General features: G+C 69.4%; 21 protein-coding genes. 11 read left to right on the forward strand and 10 right to left on the reverse strand.

What is annotated here, in order from left to right; translation table 11 throughout:
* The first annotated feature begins 26 nt into the window (after positions 1-26).
* Positions 27-1568, forward strand: coding sequence for a class I adenylate-forming enzyme family protein (locus DT074_RS02320; RefSeq protein ID WP_119418187.1), 1542 nt, complete (start codon positions 27-29; stop codon positions 1566-1568).
* Positions 1565-1978, forward strand: coding sequence for a PaaI family thioesterase (locus DT074_RS02325; protein WP_119418188.1), 414 nt, complete (start codon positions 1565-1567; stop codon positions 1976-1978). The genes DT074_RS02320 and DT074_RS02325 overlap by 4 nt, the downstream gene beginning before the upstream one ends.
* Here the strand turns inward: DT074_RS02325 and DT074_RS02330 are convergent.
* Positions 1975-2748 carry an enoyl-CoA hydratase-related protein gene (locus tag DT074_RS02330; RefSeq protein WP_119418189.1) on the reverse strand — a complete coding sequence of 258 codons (774 nt, stop codon included), beginning with the start codon at positions 2746-2748 and terminating at the stop codon, positions 1975-1977. The genes DT074_RS02325 and DT074_RS02330 overlap by 4 nt on opposite strands.
* A 79-nt stretch (positions 2749-2827) precedes the next feature.
* Here DT074_RS02330 and DT074_RS02335 point away from each other — a divergent pair, with 79 nt between their 5' ends.
* Genes DT074_RS02335 through DT074_RS02345 form a run of 3 tightly spaced genes read left to right on the forward strand, consistent with a single transcriptional unit; the run spans position 2828 to position 5652 of the window.
* Entirely contained in the window at positions 2828-3889 is a 1062-nt protein-coding gene (locus DT074_RS02335) for a TauD/TfdA family dioxygenase (protein ID WP_119418190.1), read from the forward strand.
* A 12-nt stretch (positions 3890-3901) separates the two neighbouring features.
* Positions 3902-4666, forward strand: coding sequence for an SDR family oxidoreductase (locus tag DT074_RS02340; RefSeq protein ID WP_119418191.1), 765 nt, complete (start codon positions 3902-3904; stop codon positions 4664-4666).
* Positions 4667-4680: 14 nt separating this feature from the next.
* Entirely contained in the window at positions 4681-5652 is a 972-nt protein-coding gene (locus DT074_RS02345) for a LytR/AlgR family response regulator transcription factor (protein ID WP_119418192.1), read from the forward strand.
* Here the strand turns inward: DT074_RS02345 and DT074_RS02350 are convergent.
* Positions 5622-7520 carry a pyrroloquinoline quinone-dependent dehydrogenase gene (locus DT074_RS02350; RefSeq protein WP_119418193.1) on the reverse strand — a complete coding sequence of 633 codons (1899 nt, stop codon included), beginning with the start codon at positions 7518-7520 and terminating at the stop codon, positions 5622-5624. The two genes, DT074_RS02345 and DT074_RS02350, sit on opposite strands and share 31 nt — an antisense overlap.
* A gap of 681 nt (positions 7521-8201) precedes the next feature.
* On the opposite strand from DT074_RS02350, the gene DT074_RS02360 reads away from it, so the two are divergent.
* Positions 8202-9596, forward strand: a complete 1395-nt coding sequence (locus DT074_RS02360; RefSeq protein WP_119418195.1) for an amidase — start codon at positions 8202-8204, stop codon at positions 9594-9596.
* 49 nt (positions 9597-9645) lie between these two features.
* A complete protein-coding gene (locus tag DT074_RS02365; RefSeq protein WP_119418196.1) occupies positions 9646-10506 on the forward strand; it encodes a metallophosphoesterase family protein in 861 nt (286 codons plus the stop codon).
* A 10-nt stretch (positions 10507-10516) separates the two neighbouring features.
* On the opposite strand, the gene DT074_RS02370 is transcribed toward DT074_RS02365, so the two are convergent.
* Entirely contained in the window at positions 10517-11983 is a 1467-nt protein-coding gene (locus DT074_RS02370) for a M81 family metallopeptidase (RefSeq protein ID WP_119418197.1), read from the reverse strand.
* Positions 11984-12118: 135 nt separating this feature from the next.
* A complete protein-coding gene (locus tag DT074_RS02375) occupies positions 12119-13249 on the reverse strand; it encodes an LLM class flavin-dependent oxidoreductase (RefSeq protein WP_119418198.1) in 1131 nt (376 codons plus the stop codon).
* A 95-nt stretch (positions 13250-13344) separates the two neighbouring features.
* Here DT074_RS02375 and DT074_RS02380 point away from each other — a divergent pair, with 95 nt between their 5' ends.
* Together DT074_RS02380 and DT074_RS02385 are read left to right on the forward strand one after the other, a co-directional pair.
* A complete protein-coding gene (locus DT074_RS02380) occupies positions 13345-14583 on the forward strand; it encodes an aminotransferase class III-fold pyridoxal phosphate-dependent enzyme (protein WP_119418199.1) in 1239 nt (412 codons plus the stop codon).
* A 77-nt stretch (positions 14584-14660) separates the two neighbouring features.
* The gene (locus tag DT074_RS02385; protein ID WP_119418200.1) at positions 14661-15161 is read left to right on the forward strand and encodes a DUF6306 domain-containing protein; all 501 of its coding nucleotides are present in this window, start codon (positions 14661-14663) and stop codon (positions 15159-15161) included.
* Position 15162: 1 nt separating this feature from the next.
* Here DT074_RS02385 and DT074_RS02390 read toward each other — a convergent pair whose 3' ends face one another.
* The 5 genes from DT074_RS02390 to DT074_RS02410 form a co-directional block, all read right to left on the reverse strand.
* The gene (locus DT074_RS02390; RefSeq protein WP_119418201.1) at positions 15163-15432 is read right to left on the reverse strand and encodes a hypothetical protein; all 270 of its coding nucleotides are present in this window, start codon (positions 15430-15432) and stop codon (positions 15163-15165) included.
* Between the two features lie 59 nt (positions 15433-15491).
* Positions 15492-16217 (reverse strand): SDR family NAD(P)-dependent oxidoreductase, encoded by a 726-nt coding sequence (locus DT074_RS02395; RefSeq protein WP_119418202.1) that lies wholly within the window; start codon positions 16215-16217, stop codon positions 15492-15494.
* A 69-nt stretch (positions 16218-16286) separates the two neighbouring features.
* Positions 16287-17195 (reverse strand): LLM class flavin-dependent oxidoreductase, encoded by a 909-nt coding sequence (locus DT074_RS02400; protein WP_119418203.1) that lies wholly within the window; start codon positions 17193-17195, stop codon positions 16287-16289.
* Between the two features lie 52 nt (positions 17196-17247).
* Positions 17248-17967 carry an anti-sigma factor gene (locus DT074_RS02405; RefSeq protein ID WP_119418204.1) on the reverse strand — a complete coding sequence of 240 codons (720 nt, stop codon included), beginning with the start codon at positions 17965-17967 and terminating at the stop codon, positions 17248-17250.
* A complete protein-coding gene (locus tag DT074_RS02410) occupies positions 17964-18539 on the reverse strand; it encodes a sigma-70 family RNA polymerase sigma factor (RefSeq protein ID WP_119418309.1) in 576 nt (191 codons plus the stop codon). Before DT074_RS02410 ends, DT074_RS02405 begins: the two co-directional genes overlap by 4 nt.
* Before the next feature lie 218 nt (positions 18540-18757).
* Here DT074_RS02410 and DT074_RS02415 point away from each other — a divergent pair, with 218 nt between their 5' ends.
* Positions 18758-19537, forward strand: coding sequence for a DUF4394 domain-containing protein (locus tag DT074_RS02415; protein ID WP_119418205.1), 780 nt, complete (start codon positions 18758-18760; stop codon positions 19535-19537).
* Between the two features lie 27 nt (positions 19538-19564).
* Here the strand turns inward: DT074_RS02415 and DT074_RS02420 are convergent, their stop codons facing one another.
* Entirely contained in the window at positions 19565-20224 is a 660-nt protein-coding gene (locus DT074_RS02420) for a glutathione S-transferase family protein (RefSeq protein ID WP_119418206.1), read from the reverse strand.
* A gap of 247 nt (positions 20225-20471) precedes the next feature.
* Here DT074_RS02420 and DT074_RS02425 point away from each other — a divergent pair, with 247 nt between their 5' ends.
* Positions 20472-21689 (forward strand): polyhydroxyalkanoate depolymerase, encoded by a 1218-nt coding sequence (locus DT074_RS02425; protein ID WP_119418207.1) that lies wholly within the window; start codon positions 20472-20474, stop codon positions 21687-21689.
* The last annotated feature ends 27 nt before the right edge of the window (positions 21690-21716 follow it).

Consider the following 21716-nt stretch of genomic DNA (forward strand, 5'->3'; position numbering starts at 1 on the left):
CGCGAGAAGCTCTTGGGAGGAAATCGATGGACGTGCGCACGCTGATGCGCCGGTCGGCACAGTTCTATGCCGACCGCGAGGCAGTGGTGCATCGCGACCGGCGGCTGACCTTCGCCGAGGCCTGGACGCGCGGCATCCGCATGGCCAACGGCCTGATCGCGATGGGCCTGCAGAAGGGCGACCGGGTGGCGAGCCTGGAGGACAACCGGCTGGAAGCCGCCGACCTGTTCCTCGGCGCCGCCATCGCCGGCCTGGTGCGCGTGCCGCTCTATCCGCGCAACAGCCGCGAGGCGCATCACCACATGGCCGGCCATACCGGTGCGCGGGTGCTGATCGTCGACGAGAGATACCTGGGCGAAGTGGAGGGCCTCGACCGCGAGCTCCCCGCGCTCGAGCGCATCTTCGTGCGCGACGGCGGCTACGAGGCCTGGCTCGCCGCGCAATCCGAGATCGATCCCGAGGTGCCGATCGATCCGGAGGACAACTACATCATCCGCCACACCGGCGGCACCACCGGCAAGTCGAAAGGCGTCGCCTATACGCATCGCGCCTGGCTCGCGGCCGGGCGCGACTGGTTCTACCTCTATCCGCCGGTCGAGCCGGGCGACAAATGCCTGCACGTCGGGCCGATCAGCCACGGCTCCGGCTATCTCTTCGTGCCGATCTGGATGGGCGGCGGCTCGAACGTGCTGGTCGACCGCTTCGACGCCGCCGAGACGGTCGAGATCATGGAGAAGGAACCGATCGGCTACATGTTCATGGTGCCGACCATGCTGAACGTGATCAACCAGCTGCCCGGCATCAGGCAACGCGACTGGTCGAAGATGAAATGCATGCTGGTCTCGGCGGCGCCGATCGCCGACGACACGGCGCTGAAGGCGCGCGAGATCTTCGGCGACGCCCTGTTCCAGGGCTATGGCCAGACCGAAGTGCTACCCGTCGCCATGATGGGACCACGGCAGTGGTTCGCGTCGGATGTGCCTGGCTCGCAGCCGCTCCGCGCCTGCGGCATGCCGCTGCCCTTCGCGCAGCTCGAGATCTGGGACGAGAACGACCGGCCGGTGCCGGTCGGCGAGGCGGGCGAGATCGTCGCCAAGACCGACGGGCAGATGAAGGAATTCTGGAACAACCCGGAAGCCACCGCGCAGCGCATCGTGCGCGGCTGGGTCAAGACCGGCGATATCGGCCGGCTCGACCGGAACGGCTACCTCTACATGCTCGACCGCGCCGACGACATGATCATCTCCGGCGGCTACAACATCTGGCCGGCCGAGCTCGAGAACGTCATCACCGATCATCCCGACGTGGTGGAATGCGCGGTGTTCGGCGTGCCGCACGAGCGCTGGGGCGAGACGCCCTGTGCCCATGTCACCGTGCGCGCGGGCGCGGCCGTGACGGAGGCGGAGATCGCCGAGCTCTGCGCCGAGCGCCTCGGCTCCTACAAGAAGCCCGGCAAGGTCGTGGTCTCGACCGAGGCCCTGCCGAAGACGCCGGTCGGCAAGATCAAGCGCCGGGCGCTGCGCGATCCCTACTGGGCCGGGCGCGACCGCAGGGTTTCCGGCGCATGAGCGCGAAGCCGCCGCACGACGACGTCGCCGCCCGCCTGACGCGTTCGCCCTTTCATGCCTGGCTCGGCCTCGAGCTGACCGCGCTCGGCGAAGAATGGCTCGAGATCCGCATGCCCTGGCGCGACGAGCTGGTCAGCCGCAAGCAGCCGGTGCCGCTGGTGCATGGCGGCGTGCTCGGCGCGCTGATCGACCTCGCCGGCCTGCAGGCGGTCTACGCCCAGGGCGGCAAGCCGAGCGGCACCGCCTATATGCATGTCGACTACCACCGCCCGGCGACGAAGCCGCCGTTCACGGTGCGGGCGCGGGTGCTGAAGCTCGGCCGCACGCTCTCCACCGCCGAGGCCTTCGTCTACGACGCCGCGGGACAGCTGGTGGCAAGCGGCCGCGGCGGCTATCCGAACAGCGGCTAACGGCCGGTGAAGCGGGCCTTGCGGCGCTCGACGAAGGCGGCGACGCCCTCTTTCGCATCCGGGCTCTGGCGGATCACCTGCTGCACTTCTAGCTCGCGGCGGAACTGCGCCTCGAAGCTGTTGTCCATGCCCTCGTCGACCAGCCGGCGGGTGGCGACCAGCGTCCGTGTCGGGCCTTCGGCGAGCTTGCGAGCAAGCCCCATCGCTTCCGCCATCAGACGCTCGTCGGCCACCACGTCGAGCACGACGCCCCATTCCTTCGCCACCGCGGCCGGCAGCGGCTGGTTGCTCAGCATCAGCGAGAGCGCGCGCTGCCGCCCCACCAGATGCGGCAGGGTCCAGGTCGAGCCGAGATCGGGCACCAGGGCGATGCGGCTGAACACCTGGATGAAGCTCGCCGATTGCGCCGCCAGGATGGCGTCGCAGGCCAGCGCCAGACTGAACCCGCCGCCGGCCGCGACGCCGTTGACCGCGGCGATCACCGGCACCCGGCATTCGCGTAAGCCGCGGAAGACGGGGAAATAGTGCCGCATCACGCCGGCCACCAGGTCGGGGCCCAGGCTCTCTTGCGACTTCAGGTTCTGCCCGGAGCAGAAGCCGCGGCCGGCGCCGGTCAGCACCAGGGCGCGCGCCGCGCCGTCCGCGCTCTCGGCCTCGATTGCCGCGGCGAGTTCGTCCATCAACGAAGGGCTCATCGCATTGAGCGAGGACGGGTCGTCCAGCGTGATCACGCCGACATCGCCGTCGCGTTCGCATCTCACAAAGCCCATTGCCGGTCCCTCCCGAAAGGAGGAAGGCTGCACCAGGGCGCGCTATGCTGCAATGAAAGAACCCGAGGGACCGCCCGATATGAGCGCTGCCACTGCCGATTTGCCGCCGCCGATCCAAGGGCCTTCCGCCTGGTACGGGCCCGAGATGGCGAAGCGGGATGACTGGATTCTGACGCTTACCCGCGCCGAAGTGGCCGAAGTGGAGGCCGCGACACGGCCGCTGGCCGCCCGCGAGGCCGATATCGCGCGCATCACCCGCGCCGATTTCCCGCTGCCGACGCTCGCGCCCAAGCTCGGCCGCGTCCTCGCCGACGTGCTGGACGGCTGCGGCTTCACGGTGATCCGCGGCCTGCCGGTCGAGCGCTGGTCGATGCGCGAGGCGGCGACCGCCTTCTTCGGCCTCGGCGCCTATTTCGGCAGCGCGCGGTCACAGAACGGCAAGGGCCATGTGCTCGGCCACGTCCAGGATCTCGGCCTCGACGTGAAGGACCCCAATGTCCGCATCTACCAGACGCACGAGCGCCAGACCTTCCACACCGACAGCTGCGACATCGTCGGCCTGCTCTGCCTGAAGACGGCGAAGCGGGGCGGCCTTTCGGCGCTGGTCTCCTCCGTCACCATCTTCAACGAGATGCGCAAGCGGCGGCCCGACCTGGCGGCGCTGCTGTTCCAGCCGCTCGCCACCGATCGGCGCGGCGAGGTGCCGACGGGCCAGAAGCCCTATTTCGAGATCCCGGTCTTCAACTGGTACGAGGGTCGGCTCTCGACCATCTACCAGCGCCAGTATATCGACAGCGCGCAGCGCTTCCCCGAGGCGCGCCGCCTGACGCCGGAACTGAAGCAGGCGCTCGACCTGTTCGACTCGCTCGCCGACGATCCGGCGATCAATTTCATGATGGAGTTCCGCCCCGGCGACGTGCAGCTGGTGCACAACCACACCCTGCTGCACGACCGCACCGGCTTCGAGGACTGGCCCGAGCCGGAGAAGAAGCGCCATCTGCTCCGCCTCTGGCTCGCGCCGCTTGAGGCGCGGCCGCTGCCGCCGGTCTATGCCCAGCGCTATGGCCGCGTGACACCCGGCGATCGCGGCGGCATCGTATTGCCGAGCACCCAGTTCAACGCGCCGCTCGAAGCGGTCTGAGGGAGACGCGGCATGGGCACACTGGACGGCAAGGTGGCGTGGGTCACCGGCGCGGGCACCGGCATCGGCCGGGCCGGCGCGGAGGCGCTGGCGGCGGCGGGCGCGACGGTGGTGCTGTCGGGCCGGCGCGCCGCCGTGCTGGACCAGGTGGCGGAGGACATCGTCGCGCATGGCGGCGCGGTGGAGGTGGAGCCGCTCGACGTCGCTGACAAGGAGGCGGTGATCAAGGCCGCCGACCGCATCTATGGCCGCAACCGCCATGTCGACATCCTGGTCAACTCGGCCGGGCTCAACCTGCCGAAGCGGCATTTCAACGACGTGTCGCTGGAAGGCTTCGAGCATGTGGTGCAGGTCAACCTGAACGGCATGTTCTATTGCATCCAGGCGGTGCTGCCGGCGATGCGCGCCCACAAGGACGGGCTGATCATCAACATCTCCTCCTGGGCCGGGCGCTACGACACCTACATGACCGGGCCGGCCTACAACGCGACCAAGCATGCGGTGGTGTCGCTGACCAACAGCCTCAATATCGAGGAATGCGTGAACGGCATCCGCGCCTGCTGCATCTGCCCGGGCGAGGCGGCGACCGAGATCATGAAGAACCGGCCGGTGCCGCCCTCCAAGGAGGACTTGGGCCGGATGCTGCAGGCCGACGATCTAGGCCGCACCATCCGCTTCGTCGCCGAGATGCCGCCGCATGCCTGCGTCAACGAGATCGTCATCAGCCCGACCTGGAACCGCATCATCCTCGGCGCCTCCGACCTCGCGCGGCGCTGACCGGGAGCGCGACCATGCAGCGTCATCTCCGCATCGCCAACCTGCCGGCACATTGGCTGTTCCTGCCGCCGCTCGCCTTCGCGGCGCTGAACAACATCGCGCTGAAGAGTGAGAGCGCGTCCGGGCCGTTCCTCAAGCTCGCCACCGAGGAGGTGTCGAGTGTCGCCGTCATCTTCGCGCTGGTGCCGCTGCTGATCGGCGTGGCGCGGCGCTGGCCGCCGGCGCTGGGCGTCGCGGCGCTGGCGCGCCATCTCGGCGGCAGCATGGTCTTCTCCGCCCTGCACGTGCTCGGCATGCTGGCGATCCGTTATGTCGTCTTCGCCGCCGCCGGCATCGACCACCGGCCGGCGCCACTGCCGGACATGCTGCTCTGCGAATACGGCAAGGACCTCGCCGCCTATGCCCTGATCGTCACCACCATCGACTGGTTCGACCGCCGCTTCCCGCTTCACAGCAACCAGCACTGGAAGCCCTCTCTGCCCCACAGGGGCGGAGAGGGTTTGGGAGAGGTGGGGCGCGCCGCTTCTCCGCGAGAGCCGCAAGCGCGCGACGCAGTCGCGCTTGTGCGCAACTTCCACCCGCATCCTCCCCACCTCACCCAACCCTCTCCCCCCTCTTCGAGGGCGGAGAGGGCTAGTGTCAGCTTCGAGGTGAACACCAGACGCGGCACCGTGATCGTAACGGCGGGCGAAATCCTGCGCGTCGAGGCGGCCGGCAACTACGCCACCCTGGTCACCGCGCAGGGCGCCTTCCTGCACCGCGCGACCATGCGCGAGATCGAGGCGGCGCTGCCGCCTGAACTATTTGCCCGCGCGCATCGCTCGCACATCGTACGGCTGGACGCGATCGCGGCGATCCGCGGGGCCGAGGGCGAGCGCGAGATCCGGCTCTGCAACGGCGATGCCGTGCCGCTCAGCCGGCGCCACGCGCAGGCGCGCGACTGGCACGTCTCCCTTCACCTGGGCAGCGCGAAGGCGAGCAGGTAGTCGCCCTTGTCGGTGCCGAGCATGCCGTGCCCGCCGGCGGCGATGACGACGAACTGGCGGCCGTTCGCCGTGTAGGTCATCGGCGTCGCCTGGCCGCCGGCCGGCAGGCGGCCCTTCCACAGCTCCTTGCCCGTCTCCGCGTCGAAGGCGCGAAGATAATTGTCGGTGGTGGCGGCGATGAAGACGAGGCCGCTCGCGGTCACGATCGGCCCGCCGAAATTCGGCACGCCGATCTCGAACCACGGCCACGGCGCGAGGTCGCGCGTGGTGCCGAGCGGCACCTGCCACTTGATCGTGCCGGCATTCATGTCGACCGCGGCGAGCGTGCCCCAGGGCGGCGCGTTGCACGGCATGCCGATGGGTGAGGTCACGATCTCGCGGCTCAGCGCATAGGGCGTGCCGCGCTGCGGCGTGTAGCCCGGCAGGTCGCGCGTCGCCTCCGCCTGCGGCACCAGCCGCACCACCGCGACCACGTTGTTGACGTTGGCGAAGGCGATGCCGCGCGCCTCGTCGAAGGCGATGCCGCCCCAATTGGTGCCGCCGGCATAGGAGGGCAGCATGAGCGTGCCCTTGAGCGAGGGCGGCGTGTAGATGCCCTCGGAGCGATAAGCCGCGAACTTCTCCGCGCACTTGCCACGATCCCAGAAGGTCAGGCCGAACGCGTCGTCCGGCGCCAGCGCCTTGTGGGAGACGAGCGGCGGCGGCTTCACCGGGAATCGCTGCGTTGGCGCCGCCGCCTCGCCCGGCACGTCGGAGGCGGGCACCGGCCGCTCCTCGATCTCGAACAAGGGCGCGCCGGTCTCGCGGTGGAACACGAACAGCAGGCCCATCTTGGTCGCCTGGATCACCGCCGGCACGCGGCGCCCCTCGCGCGTCACCTCGGCCAGGACCGGCTGCGCCGGCACGTCGTAATCCCAGAGGTCGTGCCGCACCAGTTGCTGGTGCCAGACGACGCGGCCGGTGCGGGCATCCAGCGCCACCACGGAATTGGCGTAGAGATTGTCGCCGGGCCGCTCGCCGCCGTAGAAATCCGGGCTCGGCGACGATGTCGGCAGGAAGACCAGGCCGCGCTCGACATCCACCGACATGATCGACCAGACATTGCCGGCGCCGGTCTGCTCGCGGGCCTTGGCGCTCCAGCCGAGCCGGCTCGCCTCCGGCTCGGTGCGCGGGATCGGGTCGAAGCTCCAGGCGAGCCGGCCGGTGCGGGCGTCGTAGGCGCGGACGATGCCGAATTCGAGATCGACCGCGCGGTTGTCGCCGATTGCCGAGCCGATAATGACCAGATCCTCGAACAGCGCCGGCGGCGAGGTGGTCTGGTAGTCGCCGCGGTCGCGCAGCCTGACGCCCTCGGTCAGGTCGATCGCGCCGCCCCGGCCGAAATCGGCGCAGGGCTTGCCGGTGGCAGCGTCGAGCGCGACCAGCCGCCCGTCGATCGTGCCGGAGAAGACGCGGGCCGCGCAGGGCCCCGGCGCCGCCGGATCGCCCCAGACCGCGACACCGCGCGAGGTGACCTCGGAGTACCGGAGGCCCGGATCGGGCCTGGCGTCATGCCGCCAGACCTCCGCGCCGGTCGCCGCGTCGACGGCGACGATCACGTTGAACGGCGTCGAGAAATAGAGCCGGCCGGCGGCCAGCACCGGGGTCGCCTCGAAGGCGGCCTTGCCCGCGGCGCGGAAGCCGGCGCCCATATCGCCGCTGCGGTGGGTCCAGGCGATTTCGAGCCGGCCGACATTGCCCGGGGTGATCTGGCGGTCCGGCGCAAAGCGGGTCCCGCCCGGATCGCGGCCATAGCTCGGCCAGCCTTCGGCCCCGGCCGGCCCCGCCGCTGCCAGCATCCCCACCACCAGACAGCACCACCGCAGCATTCCCTCGACTCCGGACAAAGGTTCGACAAGCCAGCGCAACCGCAACCGACGCGGAAAGCCAGCCCCCGGTGACGAATGGCGGCAATCTGGGACGGGCGACACCAGGGCGTTGGGTGAGCTGTTGATTCAGTTCCCTGATATAGGAAAATATTGCGTTGTATCAGTAATAATTGTATAATTTGCACAAGCCACTGGGCGAGGAAACTGCCCCGGAGAGCGCGGATTCAGGGCGCGTGGGGCAGGACCCGCACCGCCCGATCGATGGGGAACAGATGCGCCGGAACATGTGTGCCGCTCTGCCCGCCGGAGGGAGACACCGCGCGGAACAAATGCGCCGCGGGCGTGAGGCAATGTCCGCGGAACAGATCCGCCGGCGTGGCCGGATCGGATTTGCGCCGCGCCGCGCCGGGGAACAGATGCGCCGCATCCGCCCAGCCTGGGAACAGACGCGCCGCGGTACAGACGTGCCGTCGGCGCCGGCCGTGCATCGGCACGGAACAAATACGCCGCGTCCGGCCGGCGAGCCGAGATATCGGGGAACAGATGCGCCGCAACCGAGAGAGCGCGCGGCGCCGGCGCGTTGCGTTTGGCCGGTAGCCGCCCCCACCTTTGTTGCCCCGCCGGCCCCGGCGGCGCACCATCCGGCTTCCGCCCGCCTCCGCGACCTAGGAGCTCCGATCGATGACCGAACTGTACGACCTGACCGCCGCCGAGCTGCACGACGGCTATCGCGACGGCACCGTCTCGCCGGTCGAGGTCACCAAGGCCGTGCTGGCGCGGATCGAGGCCTGGGAGCCCAAAATCAACGCGATGTACCTGGTGCATCGCGACAGCGCCCTGCGGACGGCGCAGGAATCGGAGGCGCGCTGGAAGGCGCATCGCCCGCTGTCCAGCCTCGATGGCGTGCCGGTCACCATCAAGGAGAACGTCTATACCAAGGGCGACCCGGCGCCGATCGGCACCGCCGCCGGCGACTACAGCCCGAAGCCGGCCGATGCGCCGGCCGCCGCCCGCACCCGCGAGGCCGGCTGCGTCATCCTCGGCAAGACCACCATGCCGGATTTCGGCATGCTGTCCTCCGGGCTTTCCACCGCGCACGGCATCACCCGGAACCCCTGGCGGCTGGACCGCAACACCAACGGGTCGAGCTCCGGCGCCGGCGCGGCGGCCGCGGCGGGCTACGGGCCCTTGCATATCGGCACCGATATCGGCGGCTCGGTCCGGCTGCCAGCGACGCAATGCGGCATCTTCGCGCTGAAGCCGAGCCTGGGGCGCATTCCGGTCAGCCCGCCCTTCATGGGCCGCGTCGCCGGGCCGATGACGCGCACGGTGCGCGACAGCGCGCTGTTCCTAAACATCCTGTCGCGGCCCGACGACCGCGACTTCATGAACCTGCCTTACGCAGCGGTCGATTATGCCGACGGGCTGGACCTCGATCCCAAGGGCCTGCGCATCGCCTACCTGCCGGCCATGGGCTGTGGCCTGCCACCGCAGCCGGAGGTCGCGGCGGCGTGCAAGTCGGCGGCCCAGGCGCTGGCGGATGCCGGCGCCAGCATCACCGAGGTAGCGTCCTTCCTGACGCCGGAAATGCTGGACGGCACTTGCCGCTTCTTCGAGGCGCGCAGCCATGCCGATGTCTCGGCCATGTCGCCGGCGCAGCGCGAGAAGCTGCTGCCCTTCATCCTTGAATGGTCCATGTACCGGGCGAAGAGCTTCTCCGGCCGCGACGTGATGGTGGCCTATAACCTGGTGCAGGCGATGCGCGAGGCGGCGGTGAAGGCGCTCGCCGGCTTCGACTTCCTGATCTCGCCGGTCTCGCCGGTGCCGCCCTACGAGGCGGAGCTGCCGGCGCCCGGCAACGACCCGCATGACGCGCTGCCGCATATCGCCTTCACCGTGCCCTGGAACTTCTCCGAGCAGCCGGCCGCCTCGGTGCCCTGGACCTTCACCAGGGACCGGCTGCCGATCGGCGTGCAGGTGGTCGGCCGCCGGTTCGACGACCGCGGCGTGCTGCGCCTGTCGCACACCTTGGAAAAGCTGCGGCAGCCGCTGAAGCCCTGGCCCGAGCCGAGATGAGGCCGGCCGAGTCGCGGGTCTGCAACACGGTGCTGCTAGCATTGCGGCCATGACGTTCCGCATCGCGCAGATTTCGGACACGCATCTGAGCCTGACGAAGCCCTACTTCGTCGAGAATTTCCGCGGCATCGCCGCCGCGCTGGGCGCGGCCCGGCCGGATCTGGTGATCAATACCGGTGACGTGTCGCTCGACGGCGCCGGCCGCGAGGAGGACCTTGCCGCGGCGCGCGGCTTTCACGAGGCGCTCCGGCTTCGCTGGCGTGCCATTCCCGGCAACCACGATGTCGGCGACAACCAGGAGGTCGCGAGCGGCGACCACCACCCGGTCGATCCGAACCGGCAGGAAAGCTGGCAGCGGCATTTCGGCGCCGATTGGTGGCGCATGGACCTGCCGGGCTGGCGGCTGATCGCGGTCAACGCCCAGATCGTCGGCAGCGACCTCGCCGCCGCCGACGTGCAGCACAGCTTCGTCGCCGAGGCGGCGGCCGGCGCCGGCCAGCGCCAGATCGCGCTGTTCATCCACAAGCCGCTCTGCGACCGGGCGCTGGACGAGACGACGGTCGGCGGGCGCTTCCTCAATCCCGCGCCGCGCGCGCGGCTGCTCGCCGCCCTGGGCCCGCGCCGGCCGGCGCTGATCGCCTCCGGCCACACGCACCAGTACCGCAGCTCCGAGATCGGCGGCGCGCGCCATGTCTGGGCGCCGTCGACCGCCTTCGTGCTGCCGGATGCCTACCAGCCGCGCTACGGCACCAAGGAAGTCGGCTTCGTCGAGCACCGGCTGCACGCCGACGGACGGCATGACAGCCGTTTCGTGCGCGTGGACGGCGTGCGCACCCTGAACATCGCCGACTTCCCCGGCGCCTACGGCCCGATCGAGCCGCGCTGGTTCGCGACCGAAGCGGCAGGCTGACCCTTTCCCGTCAGGCGAAGGGATCGACGACCAGCGGCCATTGCCGCGTATTCGCCTTCTTGTAGGGGAGCAGCTTCCAGTCCGGCACCAGGGCGCCGGGCGCAGCGACGTAGAGCACCTCGCTCGCGATCGGCGCATAGGCGGCGTGGAAATGCTGCATCGACTTCACCACCACGACCTTCTTCTTCGACGGATCGATGCCGAGCTTGGAGAAGCAGTCGGTCGAGGAGCATTGCGTGCGCCGCGTGTTGACCACCACCGCGATACCGTTGACGTCCAGCGCCACCGCATCGCCGATATGGCCGACGCCCTTGCGCGCGCCGCCGAATTCCACCGTCACATCCTCCGCCACCTTCAGCACCGTCGCGTGCACATCGAGCGGGGAACCGGAGGGCGCGCCGAGCTTGCCGCCGAGGCGGAGGTCGAAGCTCGCCCCCTCGCCCACCTCTTTCGCCAGCCGCACCACCATCGGGTCCCAGAACATGGCGATGGCGGCGTCCTTGATGCCGCGCTTCAGCATGGCGTCGAGGATGAAGGTGCTGTCGCTCGCCGCGCCGCCGCCGGCATTGTCGGAGACGTCGGCCAGCACCATCGGCTGTTTCTGGTTGTGGCTCGCCGCCCGGGCGATGGCGGTTTCGAGCGAGAAATAGGGCGGCTGGGTCTGGTCGCGCATGGCGAAGAACTCGCGGCCCAGCTCGGCGGCCAGCCGCTCCGCCTTGGCCTTGTCGCCGTCGGTGATGGCGACGATGCGGCTGCCCATCTCCTTGACGTCGCCCCAGGGGAAGCCGTGGCCGATGGAGAGCGAGAGGACGCCGTCCTTGCCCTCCATCGCGGAGAGCTTGTCGACGAAGCCGCGCATCGGCTCGCGCGTGGTGTGGAAGATGCCGATCATCCGGCAGTCGAAGATGGCCATGACGGGCCGGGTCTTCCCTTCCGCCGCATCGGCGATGACGTTGAAGAGATCGTGCGCGCGCTCCGGCACATCGATATGCGGGTATTCCTTGAACAGGACCAGCGCGTCGGCGCTCTGCATCATGGTGTCGGAGATATGGCAATGCAGGTCGAGCTCGGCCCCGAGCTTGACCTTCGGACCGACAACCGCGCGGATATGGGCGAGCAGGTCGCCTTCGCAATCGTCATAGCCTTCCGCCACCATGGCGCCGTGCAGCGAGACCAGCACGATATCGACCGGCATAGCGGCTTTCAGGTCGGCCAGGATCTCGTCGCGGAATCCCTCGTAGACGCGCCGCACCGTCTTGCCTGCGGGCTGGGCGAAGGCGCAGAGGCTCTCCGTCACCTGCCAGCCGCGCGCCTCCGCGAGGCGGCGCCAGACCTGCAGCGGCGCGCCGAACATCGGCGCCTTCTCGCCGTAGCTGCCGGCGCGATAGAGGCAGGTCTCCTCGAACATCTGCATGCCGGTCGGCAGCGAGGCGAAGGTGTTGGTCTCGGTACCGAGGGTGGCGGTGAAGACTTTCATGGATGGGATGGCTCCGATTCTTTTCTCCTCCCCCATCGCCAGATGGGGGAGGTCGGGTGGGGGTTTGCCGCCAGCACCGCGCGGCCGCAAACCCCACCCCGGCCCTCCCCGCCGGTCGGCGGGGAGGGAGAGATACTAAGCGAACCGCGGCAGCACGTGCTTCGCCATCAGGTCGAGCGAGGTGCGGATCTGGTCGGGCGTGTGGATGCCCTGCGGGATCAGCAGCACGACCTCGTCCTGATCCGGGAAGCGCTGCTTCACCTCGTCGAGGCGGCGCGAGATGGTGTCGGGCGAGCCGACCAGCAGTTCCGGCAGGCCCTGGCCGAACGGCACCGCCCAGCTGTTCCAGAACCAGAGCATGTCCTGCAGCCATTCCTTGGCCTGCGCATCGGTCGGCGCGCAGATGCAGATGCCGCCCCAGGCGGCCTCCTGGCCGCGCGCGACCTTCGTGCCGTGCTTTTCCGCCTCGCCGCGATAGGCTTCGACCAGGCGGCCGTAGAAATCGAGGTTGTCGGTCAGCACGATCGGCTTGCCGCCGTATTTCGCCCAGAAGGTCGCGGTGCGCATCGAGGCGGCGAAGCCGCCATAGAGCGGCGGATGCGGCGTCTGCAGCGGGCGCGGCGCGATGCCGATCTCGGCGATATTCATTTGCGGGTCCACGCCCTTGCCATAGGTGCGATAGACCGGGTGGTCGTGCGGGTTGACGAAACCCGGCGGCGGGAACTGCCAGTACTTGCCGCGGTGGCTGAAGGTCTCGCTCTTCAAGGCCTTCACCACCACGTCGACGAACTCGGTGAAATACTCCCGGTTCGCCACGTCGGCCGGGCTGTCCTTGTTCCACGGGCCGACGGCGTTGAGATCGCCGCGGATCTTGAAGTTCTCGACCCAGCGCGCCTGGTAACCGCGCACCAGGCCGACGCCGAAGCGCCCGCCCAGCATGTGGTCCATGGTGGCGATGTCCTCGGCGGTGCGCAGCGGGTTGTGCGTCGTCGAGACGAAGCCGCAGGTGATGACGCGGAGCCGCTTTGTATGCCGGCCGAGCCACATGCCCATCAGCCGCGGATCGTTGGAGATCTCGAAGCCTTCGATCTGCAGGTGATGCTCGGGATGGCCGAAGCCGAAGAAGCCGGCATCGTCGGCCAGCCGCGCATAGTCGGCGATCTCGTCCAGCATGCGCTGGTAGAGCTCGGGCTTGCGGCCGGCAAGGCCGCCCTCGAGCTCCGCCCTGCGGCCGATCGTGCAGTACATGAAGAGCGAGAACTTCATCGCATTTCCTCCATCGGCCTCCCGCGTCTTTCGCCTGCGGCGGGTTGGCCCGGTTGCGGCTAGTATGCCGGCGGAAGCGTTGGGAGGTCGAGGGGATGAGCGAGCCGGCACGCAGCAACGATCAGGCACTGAAGGCACGCGCCGCCAAGGTGATCCCGGGCGGCATGTACGGCCATATGAGCACGCGCCGCCTGCCGGCCGGCTATCCGCAATTCTTCGCCCGCGCCGAGGGCGCCTATCTGTGGGACACCGACGGCAACCGCTATGTCGACTTCATGTGCGCCTATGGACCGATGGTGCTCGGCTACAGGAACCGCGAGATCGACGCTGCCTTCGACACCCAGCGCGAGGCCGCCGACATCGCCGACGGGCCGACCGAGCGGTTGGTGGAACTGGCCGAGAAGCTCACCTCGACCATCGCGCATGCCGATTGGGCGCTGTTCCAGAAGAACGGCACCGATGCGACCACCTTCTGCGTGACCCTGGCGCGCGCGGCGACCGGCCGGCGCAAGATCCTGGCGGCGCGCGGCGCCTATCATGGCTCGGTCCCCTGGTGCTCGCCCTATCCGCAGGGCGTGACGGCGGAGGATCGCGCCCATCTCGTGCTCTACGACTACAACGACATCGCGAGCCTGGAGGCGGCGGCGCGGTCCGTCGAAGGCGATCTCGCCGGCATCATCGTCTCGGCGTTCAAGCACGATTACGGCAAGGACCAGGAGCTGCCGAACCCGGTCTTCGCCGCCAAGGCGCGCGCGCTTTGCGATACGGCCGGCGCGGTGCTGATCCTGGACGATGTGCGGGCCGGGTTCCGGCTGCATATGGGCGGATCGTGGGAGCCGGTCGGCGTGCGGCCCGATCTCTCCGCCTTCTCCAAGGCGATCGCCAACGGCTATCCGCTCGCCGCGGTCACCGGCGTGGATCGCCTGAGGGAAGCGGCTGCGGGCCAGTTCATGACCGGGTCGTTCTGGTGCGGCGCTGGCGCCATGGCGGCCTCGCTGAAGACGCTCGAGCTGCTGGAGCGGCAGGACGCGATCCCCCGCATGGCGGCGCTGGGCGAGCGTTTGCGCAAAGGCCTCGCCGAGCAGGCACGGTCGCACAATCTGGGCCTCAGGCAGACCGGGCCGGCGCAGATGCCGATGGTGCTGTTCGAGGACGATCCGGAATGCCGCAAGGGCTTCCGCTTCGTCGAGGAAGCCTTGAAGCGCGGCGCCTATCTGCATCCTCAGCACAACATGTTCCTGTCGGCCGCGCATACGGAAGCCGATATCGACGCCGCCCTAGCGGCGACCGACGAGGCGTTCACGGCGGTGAAGCGCGAGTTCGGCCGGGATTGAGGCGTCTCGCCGCACGGCCTGCCCTTTATCCGCCATCGCCCTATAATGCGAAGCAAGAACAACGGGAGAAACGCGCGATGAGCGATGAACGCAAGCCGTTCGCCTCGCCCGCCTGCAGCGCGCACGAGGTGGACCCGAGCTACATGTTCGCGCCCGAGATGCCGAAGGACGAGCTGGTGGCCCTCCTCAACGTGTTGATCGAGAGCGAGCGGGCCGGCGCCAAGACCCTGCTCGCCTGGGCGCGCGAGGGCGCACCGGGCGTCGACGGCGCCTTCCTCGGCGAGGTGCAGCGCGACGAGGCGCGCTATGTCGCCGGGCTCGCCAAGGCGGTGCGCAAGCTCGGCGCCGAGCCGAGCGGCGCCACCGGGCGCTTCTTCGACAAGGCGATGACGATGACCGACTGGCAGGCCCGCTTCGCCTTCCTGGACAAGGGCCAGCGCTGGGTGGCCGACAAGGTGGCGGAGATGCTGCCCCGGATCCGCGACGCCGAGCTGCGCGCTTTCCTCACCGAGATGCATCGCGGCCACGAGGTGAACATCGCCCGCTGCGCCGAGGCGGCGCGGGCGGTTTCGCACTAGGTCAGCCGAACAGCCGCCTGCCGAGCCCCACCGCGCCGAGCCAGCCGAGCGCGAGCGCCACGCCGATCAGGATCTCGAACGGCAGGAGGTTGTGCGAGGTGGGGTCGCGCGCCACGTCGATGGCAAAGACCAGCGTCCACAGCGCCCAGCCGGCCAGCGGCAGCATGCCGGCCAGGCGCCAGCCGCCCTGCCAACGCAGGGCAGCGCGTTGCGCCAGCACGTAACCGAGCGGCGGCACCAGAATCAGCACCAGCAGGGCCAGGTCTTCCATGGCCGGAACCTGCACCCGACATGGTGAAGACGGCGTTAACCTTCAGCTGACATCCGGCTTCAGCTGAAGTGAAGGCCGCCGTTCACCGCGACCGTCTGGCCGGTCATGTAGGGATTGCCCAGCACCAGCAGCACCGCCTGCGCCACCTCCTCCGGCTTGCCGCGGCGGCCGAAAGTGGCGTTGTTGGCATCGCCCATCATCTCGGTATCGATCAGCGAGGGCGCGACCGCGTTGACGGTCACGCCGTCCTTGACCAGGCGCGCCGCGTAGCCGCGGGTCAGCCCCTCCATCCCGGCCTTGGACGCATTGTAATGCGCCCCGATGGCGCCGGCGCCGCGCGCCGCGCCCGAGGTGATGTTGACGATGCGGCCCCATTTGCGGCTGCGCATGCCGGAATAGACCGCCTGGGAGCAGAGGAAGGCCGATTTGAGGTTGACCGCGATTGTCTCGTCGAACATCGCCTCGGTCATGTCGTCGAGCCCGGCGCGCGGGCCGATGCCGGCATTGTTGACCAGGATGTCGACGGGGCCGAGCTCGGCCGTGACCTGCTCGACCAGCCGCTTGACCTCGCGACCGTTCGACACGTCGGCGGCAATGCTGAGGGCGCGGCGGCTCAGCGCCTGCACCTGGCTCGCGACCGACGCCGCCTCCACGCCGCGGTGGCGATAGTTGATCGCGACATCGGCGCCGACCTCGGCCAGCGCCAGCGCCACCGCCTTGCCGATGCCGCGCGAGGCGCCGGTGACCAGCGCGACGCGGCCCTTGAGATCGGGGATCAGGGACATGATTCAACTCCGTTGTTTCAAGCCCTCCCTCGCGTTGCGAAGCAACGTGGGGGAGGGCTCTTGGCTTACCTACGCAAATGCGCGGAACATTTCGTCCAGCGCCTGCATCTGGTTGCCGCCGACCGAGGAGGGCACCAAAATCGGCGTGGTGATGCCGGCCTCGCGCCAGGCAGCGAGGCCGTCGCGCACCTTGGCCGCCGGGCCGAACAGGGTGACATCGGCGAGCCACTTGTCGCTCATCAGCGACGGCAGGCGGTCCAGCTCGCCCTTGGCGATGGCGGCCTCGATCGCCGTCATCTCCTCCACGTAGCCGGCTTCCTTCCAGTATTCGCGGTAGTTCGGCAGCTGCACATAGCCGGTCAAGGTGCGCCGGTTCACCGCCTTGGCTGCCTCGACATCGTCGGAGATCGTCGTCGGCGTCATGCAGCCGATGAAGAAATTCGGGTCCCGGCGCTTCGCCCCCGGCAGCGCGCCAAGCGAGGCCTGCATATGGGTGCGCGCGCCGTTGGCGAAGACCATGCCCTCGGCGATCTCGCCCGCAAGCGCGATCATCTTCTGCCGCAGGGTCGCCAGCGTGATCGGCGGCAGCTGGCCGATGCGCGGCAGTGCGCGCAGCTCCTCGACGAACTTGCGGGTATCGGCGAGCGGCTTGCCCGCATTGGCGCCGATCCGCTTGAGCGTCGGGCCATGGCTGACGCCGATGCCGAAGCGGAACCGGCCGCCCGACACCTCGTGCAGATAGGCCGCCGCCTGGCCCCAATCGTGCGGCGTGCGGAAATAGATCGGCGCGATGGTGGTGCCGAACGGGATCGTCTTGGTCACATGCGCGAGGCTGAGGCAGAGCGACATGTTGTCCTGCAGGGACGGCGTGTAGATGCCGGCGAACCCGCGTGCTTCGATCTGGCGGGCAATCTCCAAGGTGGCGAGGCGGCGGCCGGGCAGGGCCGCAAGGCTGACGGCGGGTTTCTGGTCGGGCATGGCTCTTCTCTCCCTAGGGAGGCCAGTCTAGCCCGATTTGCGCCGAGGGTTTCTAGAGCGGGTCGGCGGCGAGGCCCTTGTAGAGGATCGGGCCGGTGGGGCGGCCGGTGGGCGAACCGGCGGCCGGTTCCAAGGTGATCTCGAACAGCTGGTCGCGCCGCGCCGCCGGGAGGTCGGCGGTTGCGAGCGGGGCGCTCGCCGCGCGGCCGAGGAGGCCGATCGAGACCGGGCCGCGCGCATCGCTCCACTTGGTCCAGACCTGCAGCGCGCGGCCTTCCGGCACCGCCACGTGCTCCAGCGCCAGCAGCGCGGCGCTGCCGTCGCCATAGACCTGCACGACGGCGCCGGCGCGGCCGGTCTCGGAGACCAGCACGGCGATCAGGGTCGGCGCGCGCGCATCGCGCGCCAAGGTCAGCGCCAGGACAACCGCGAGCGCGAGCGCCGCGGCGGCGCCGGCAAGACCGGACACGCGCCAGAAGGCGAGATCGGCCCAGAGGCCGGCGAGCCGCGCCTTGAGCGACGGCCTGGCGGCGGGCCGCGTGACGGGGCGGTCGAGCGCTGCTTCGATATTGTGCCAGACCTGCAGACCGGGCCGCGCCGGCAGTGCGGTGTCGTCGAGCGCGACCAGGCGGTCGCACCATTCGGCGACCGCCGCGGCCAGCGCCGGCTCGCCGGCCAGCCGTGCCTCGACCGCCGTCATCTCCGCCTGGTCGAGCAGGCCGGCGACGTATTCGGCCGCGAGAAGATCGCGCTCGGTCGCAGCGGGGCTCATTGCATGCACCCCTTAAGCGCGAGCAGCGAGCGGCGGAGCCACGCCTTCACCGTGCCGAGCGGCCGCCCCATGCGGCCGGCGATCTCGCCATGCGTCAGACCGCCGGCATAGGCGAGCACGATGGCCTGCCGCCGGTCCGGCGCCAGGCCTTCGAGGCAGCGGCGCAGCCGAGCGCCTTCGGCGAGGCGGCTGACGATCGCCTCCGGATCCGGCGCATCGTCGGCGCGCTCGAACAGGGTCTCGTCGTCGCTGATCACCTCGCGGGCGCTGTGCCGCAGGATGTGCAACGCGCGGTGGCGCAGCACCGCGAACATCCAGGCACGTGCGCTGCCGAGCGCCGGGTCGAAGGTGGCGGCGCGGGTCCAGATCTGCACGAAGGTGTCCTGCAGCGCCTCTTCCGCGATGTCCCGCCGGCGCAGGATGCGCCATGCGACGCCGAGCAGGCGCGGCGCTTCGCTGTCGTACAGCGCGCGCAAGGCCGCGCGGTCGCCGGCGGCGCAGCCGCGCAGCAGCGCCGTCAGATCCGGCCCGGTGGCCGTGCCGGTCGCCGCCGGCCGCAACGTGGACGCCATGCCCGGCATCGGCATCGATCCTTCCAGGTCACCGTTCCTTGGCATTCCAACGGCCGGCGGCGCGCCTGGCACACCCGCCCTGTTCCTGCTGGTTACGCATCGGGGATCGAGGCGGATGCGGGTGCGGAAAAAGAAATCGGCGGCGCATCCGGCGGCTTTCGGGGCGGCTATCCGGCAGCGTCCGCAACGATCACATCCAAACTCAAGGGAGCTTCCGGATGATCTCGCGTCTCACCCCTCTCGCCCTTCTGCTCGCCGGCGGTTTGCTGACCGGCCCGGCCGCCGCCGCCACGGTGGTCGCGCTGACCGGCGACAACACGCTGGCCTGGATCGACACCGATGCCGGCGCCGTGAAGGCGACCGTGCGCGTGAGCGGCCCCGGCGGCCGGCTGCTCGGCATCGACCGGCGCCCGGCCGACGGCCAGCTCTACGGCGTGTTCGCCGATGGCAGCATTGCTACCATCGACGCGAAGACCGGCGCGGCAAGCAAGAAGAGCACGCTGTCGACCCCCTTGCCGGCCGGCGCGGTGGCGACGGTCGACTTCAACCCGGTGGCCGACCGGCTCCGGCTGATGGGCAGCGACGGCACAAATCTCAGGGTCAACGTGGACGACGGCAAGGCGGTCACCGACGGCAGGCTCGCCTTCGCGGCCACCGACATGCACAAGGGCGAGACGCCGAACATCGTCGCCGGCGCCTATACCAATTCGGTCGCCGGCGCGAAGGCGACCACGCTCTACGACATCGACGCGACGATCGGCGGCCTGATCCGCCAGGCGCCGCCCAATGACGGCGTGCTGAACGCGGTGGGCAAGCTCGGGCTCACCTTGCAGCTGGCCGGCTTCGACATCGCGACCGATGCGCAGGGCGGCAACGCCGCCTGGCTGATGGTCGGCGACATGCTGCATGCGGTGGACCTGACCAGCGGCGCCGCCAAGGGCGCCCGCAAGATCACCGGCCTCGGCGGCCCGGTGCGCGACATCGCCATCCTGCCGTGACGGCGATTTAGGAGAGGGCGGCCGAGGTCAGAACTCGACGTCGAGCTCTTCCACCTCGTCGGGCTCGGCCTGGGCCGCCTTGATCCATTCCTGCATATGCGGCAGCGACATGATGCGCTTGCAGTACTCGGCGCAGGCGCCGTCGAGCTTCACGTCATAGGTGACGAAGCGGGTGCAGACCGGGGCATACATGGCGTCCGCCATGGTCGGCGCCGCGCCGAACAGGAAGGGCCCGCCGTACTTGGTCAGGCATTCGCGCCAGATGGTGGCGACGCGGTCGATATCGGCCTGGGCACCGGCCCAGACCTTGAACTTCGGGTGCCGCGCCTTGAGGTTCATGGCCAGCGCCGAGCGCAGGTTGGCGAAGCCGGAATGCATCTCGCCGCAGATCGACCGGCAATGCGCCCGCGCCGCGCGGTCGGCCGGCAGCAGGCCCGCCCCGGGCCGGATCTCGTTCAGGTATTCCCCGATCGCCAGCGTGTCCCAGACGGCGATGCCGTCATGCGTCAGCTTGGGCACCAGGAAGGAGGGCGAGAGCAGCAACAGCTCGGCCCGGGTGGAGGGGTCGTCCGAGGGCTTGACCTGCTCCTCGAACTCGATGCCCGCCATCCTGCAGAGCAGCCAGCCGCGCAGCGACCAGGACGAATAGTTCTTGGAACTGATGGTGAGAGTCGCCGTGTTCGCCATCCCGACTATCCGAGCGGTTGAGCAGCCCATCCGAAGGATCAGCGCGACCGACCGGGCGATCGTTCCGGCCCGCCGGCAAAGCCCGCCATCGGCCGGGGGCTCTCGCGGTACGCAAGGCGCCTCCCCGTCACAATCATCTCGCACTGCAGCAAGAAAGGCACTAGCCTTTTCGCATGGGGGCCGAAGAAACCGCGAAAAAATCGTAGGTCGGGGGCCACGGACAGTCGAAGCGGGCCGATCGTACCGGATGCTGTATCTCGCCTATCAGACGCATGCCGACCTGCTGGCACCGCTGCGCGTCATGGCGAATCTGGCCAGCCCGGCGATCAATTTCTTCACCGAGGGCCTGTACCAGAACACCCCGGCCAACCGGATCGCTGCCGGGCTCGAGATGCTGTCGCGGGCAGGCCTCAGCCACGGCCGCCCGCCCTACGGCATCACCCGCGTCACCGTCGGCAACCAGGAAGTCGCGGTGACGGAGGAGGCGGCCTTCGTCACCCCGTTCGGCACGATGCTGCACTTCAAGAAGGACATCGAGGTGACGCAGCCGCGCGTGCTGCTGGTGGCGCCGCTGTCCGGCCATTTCGCCACGCTGCTCCGCAACACGGTCGAGACCATGCTGCCGGAGCACGACGTCTACATCACCGACTGGCACAACGCGCGCGATGTGCCGCTCAAGCACGGGCGGTTCGGCTTCGACGACTATGTCGACCACATCATCCAGTTCCTGGAGCATCTTGGGCCGGGCGCGCATGTGGTGGCGGTGTGCCAGCCCTGCGTGCAGGTGCTGGTCGCGGCGACGGTGATGGCGGAGACCAACAATCCGGCGCAGCCGCGATCGATGACCTTGATGGCGGGTCCGATCGATTGCCGGATCAACCCGACCAAGGTCAACGAGCTCGCCACCGGCCGGCCGATCGAGTGGTTCGAGAAGCACCTGATCACCGCCGTGCCGCTGCAATTTCCCGGCGCCGGGCGGCGGGTCTATCCCGGCTTCATGCAGCTGACCGCCTTCATGAGCATGAATCTGAGCCGGCACGTCCGGGCGCATCTCGATCTCTACGACCACATCGTCGGCGGTGACCGCGACAAGGCCGAGGCGTCAAAGGCATTCTACGACGAGTATTTCGCCGTGCTGGACCTGCCGGCGGAGTTCTATCTCGAGACCGTGCGCATGGTGTTCCAGGAGCACCTGCTGCCGCAGGGCCTGCTCGAATATCGCGGCCGCAAGATCAATCCGAAGGCGATCCGCCGCACCGCGCTGTTCACGGTGGAGGGCGAGAAGGACGACATCTGCGCCATCGGCCAGACCCTGGCGGCGCACGACCTCTGCACCGGCCTGCGCCCCTATTTCCGCAAGCACCACCTGCAGCCCGGCGTCGGCCATTACGGCGTGTTCAGCGGCCGGCGCTGGCAGAACCAGATCTATCCGCTGCTGCGCAACGTGATCCTGCAGTTCGACTGAGCGGCGGGGCGCGGGCCTGCCGCCCGC

This window comes from Desertibaculum subflavum (assembly GCA_003576705.1).
Lineage (GTDB): Bacteria > Pseudomonadota > Alphaproteobacteria > Ferrovibrionales > Ferrovibrionaceae > Desertibaculum > Desertibaculum subflavum.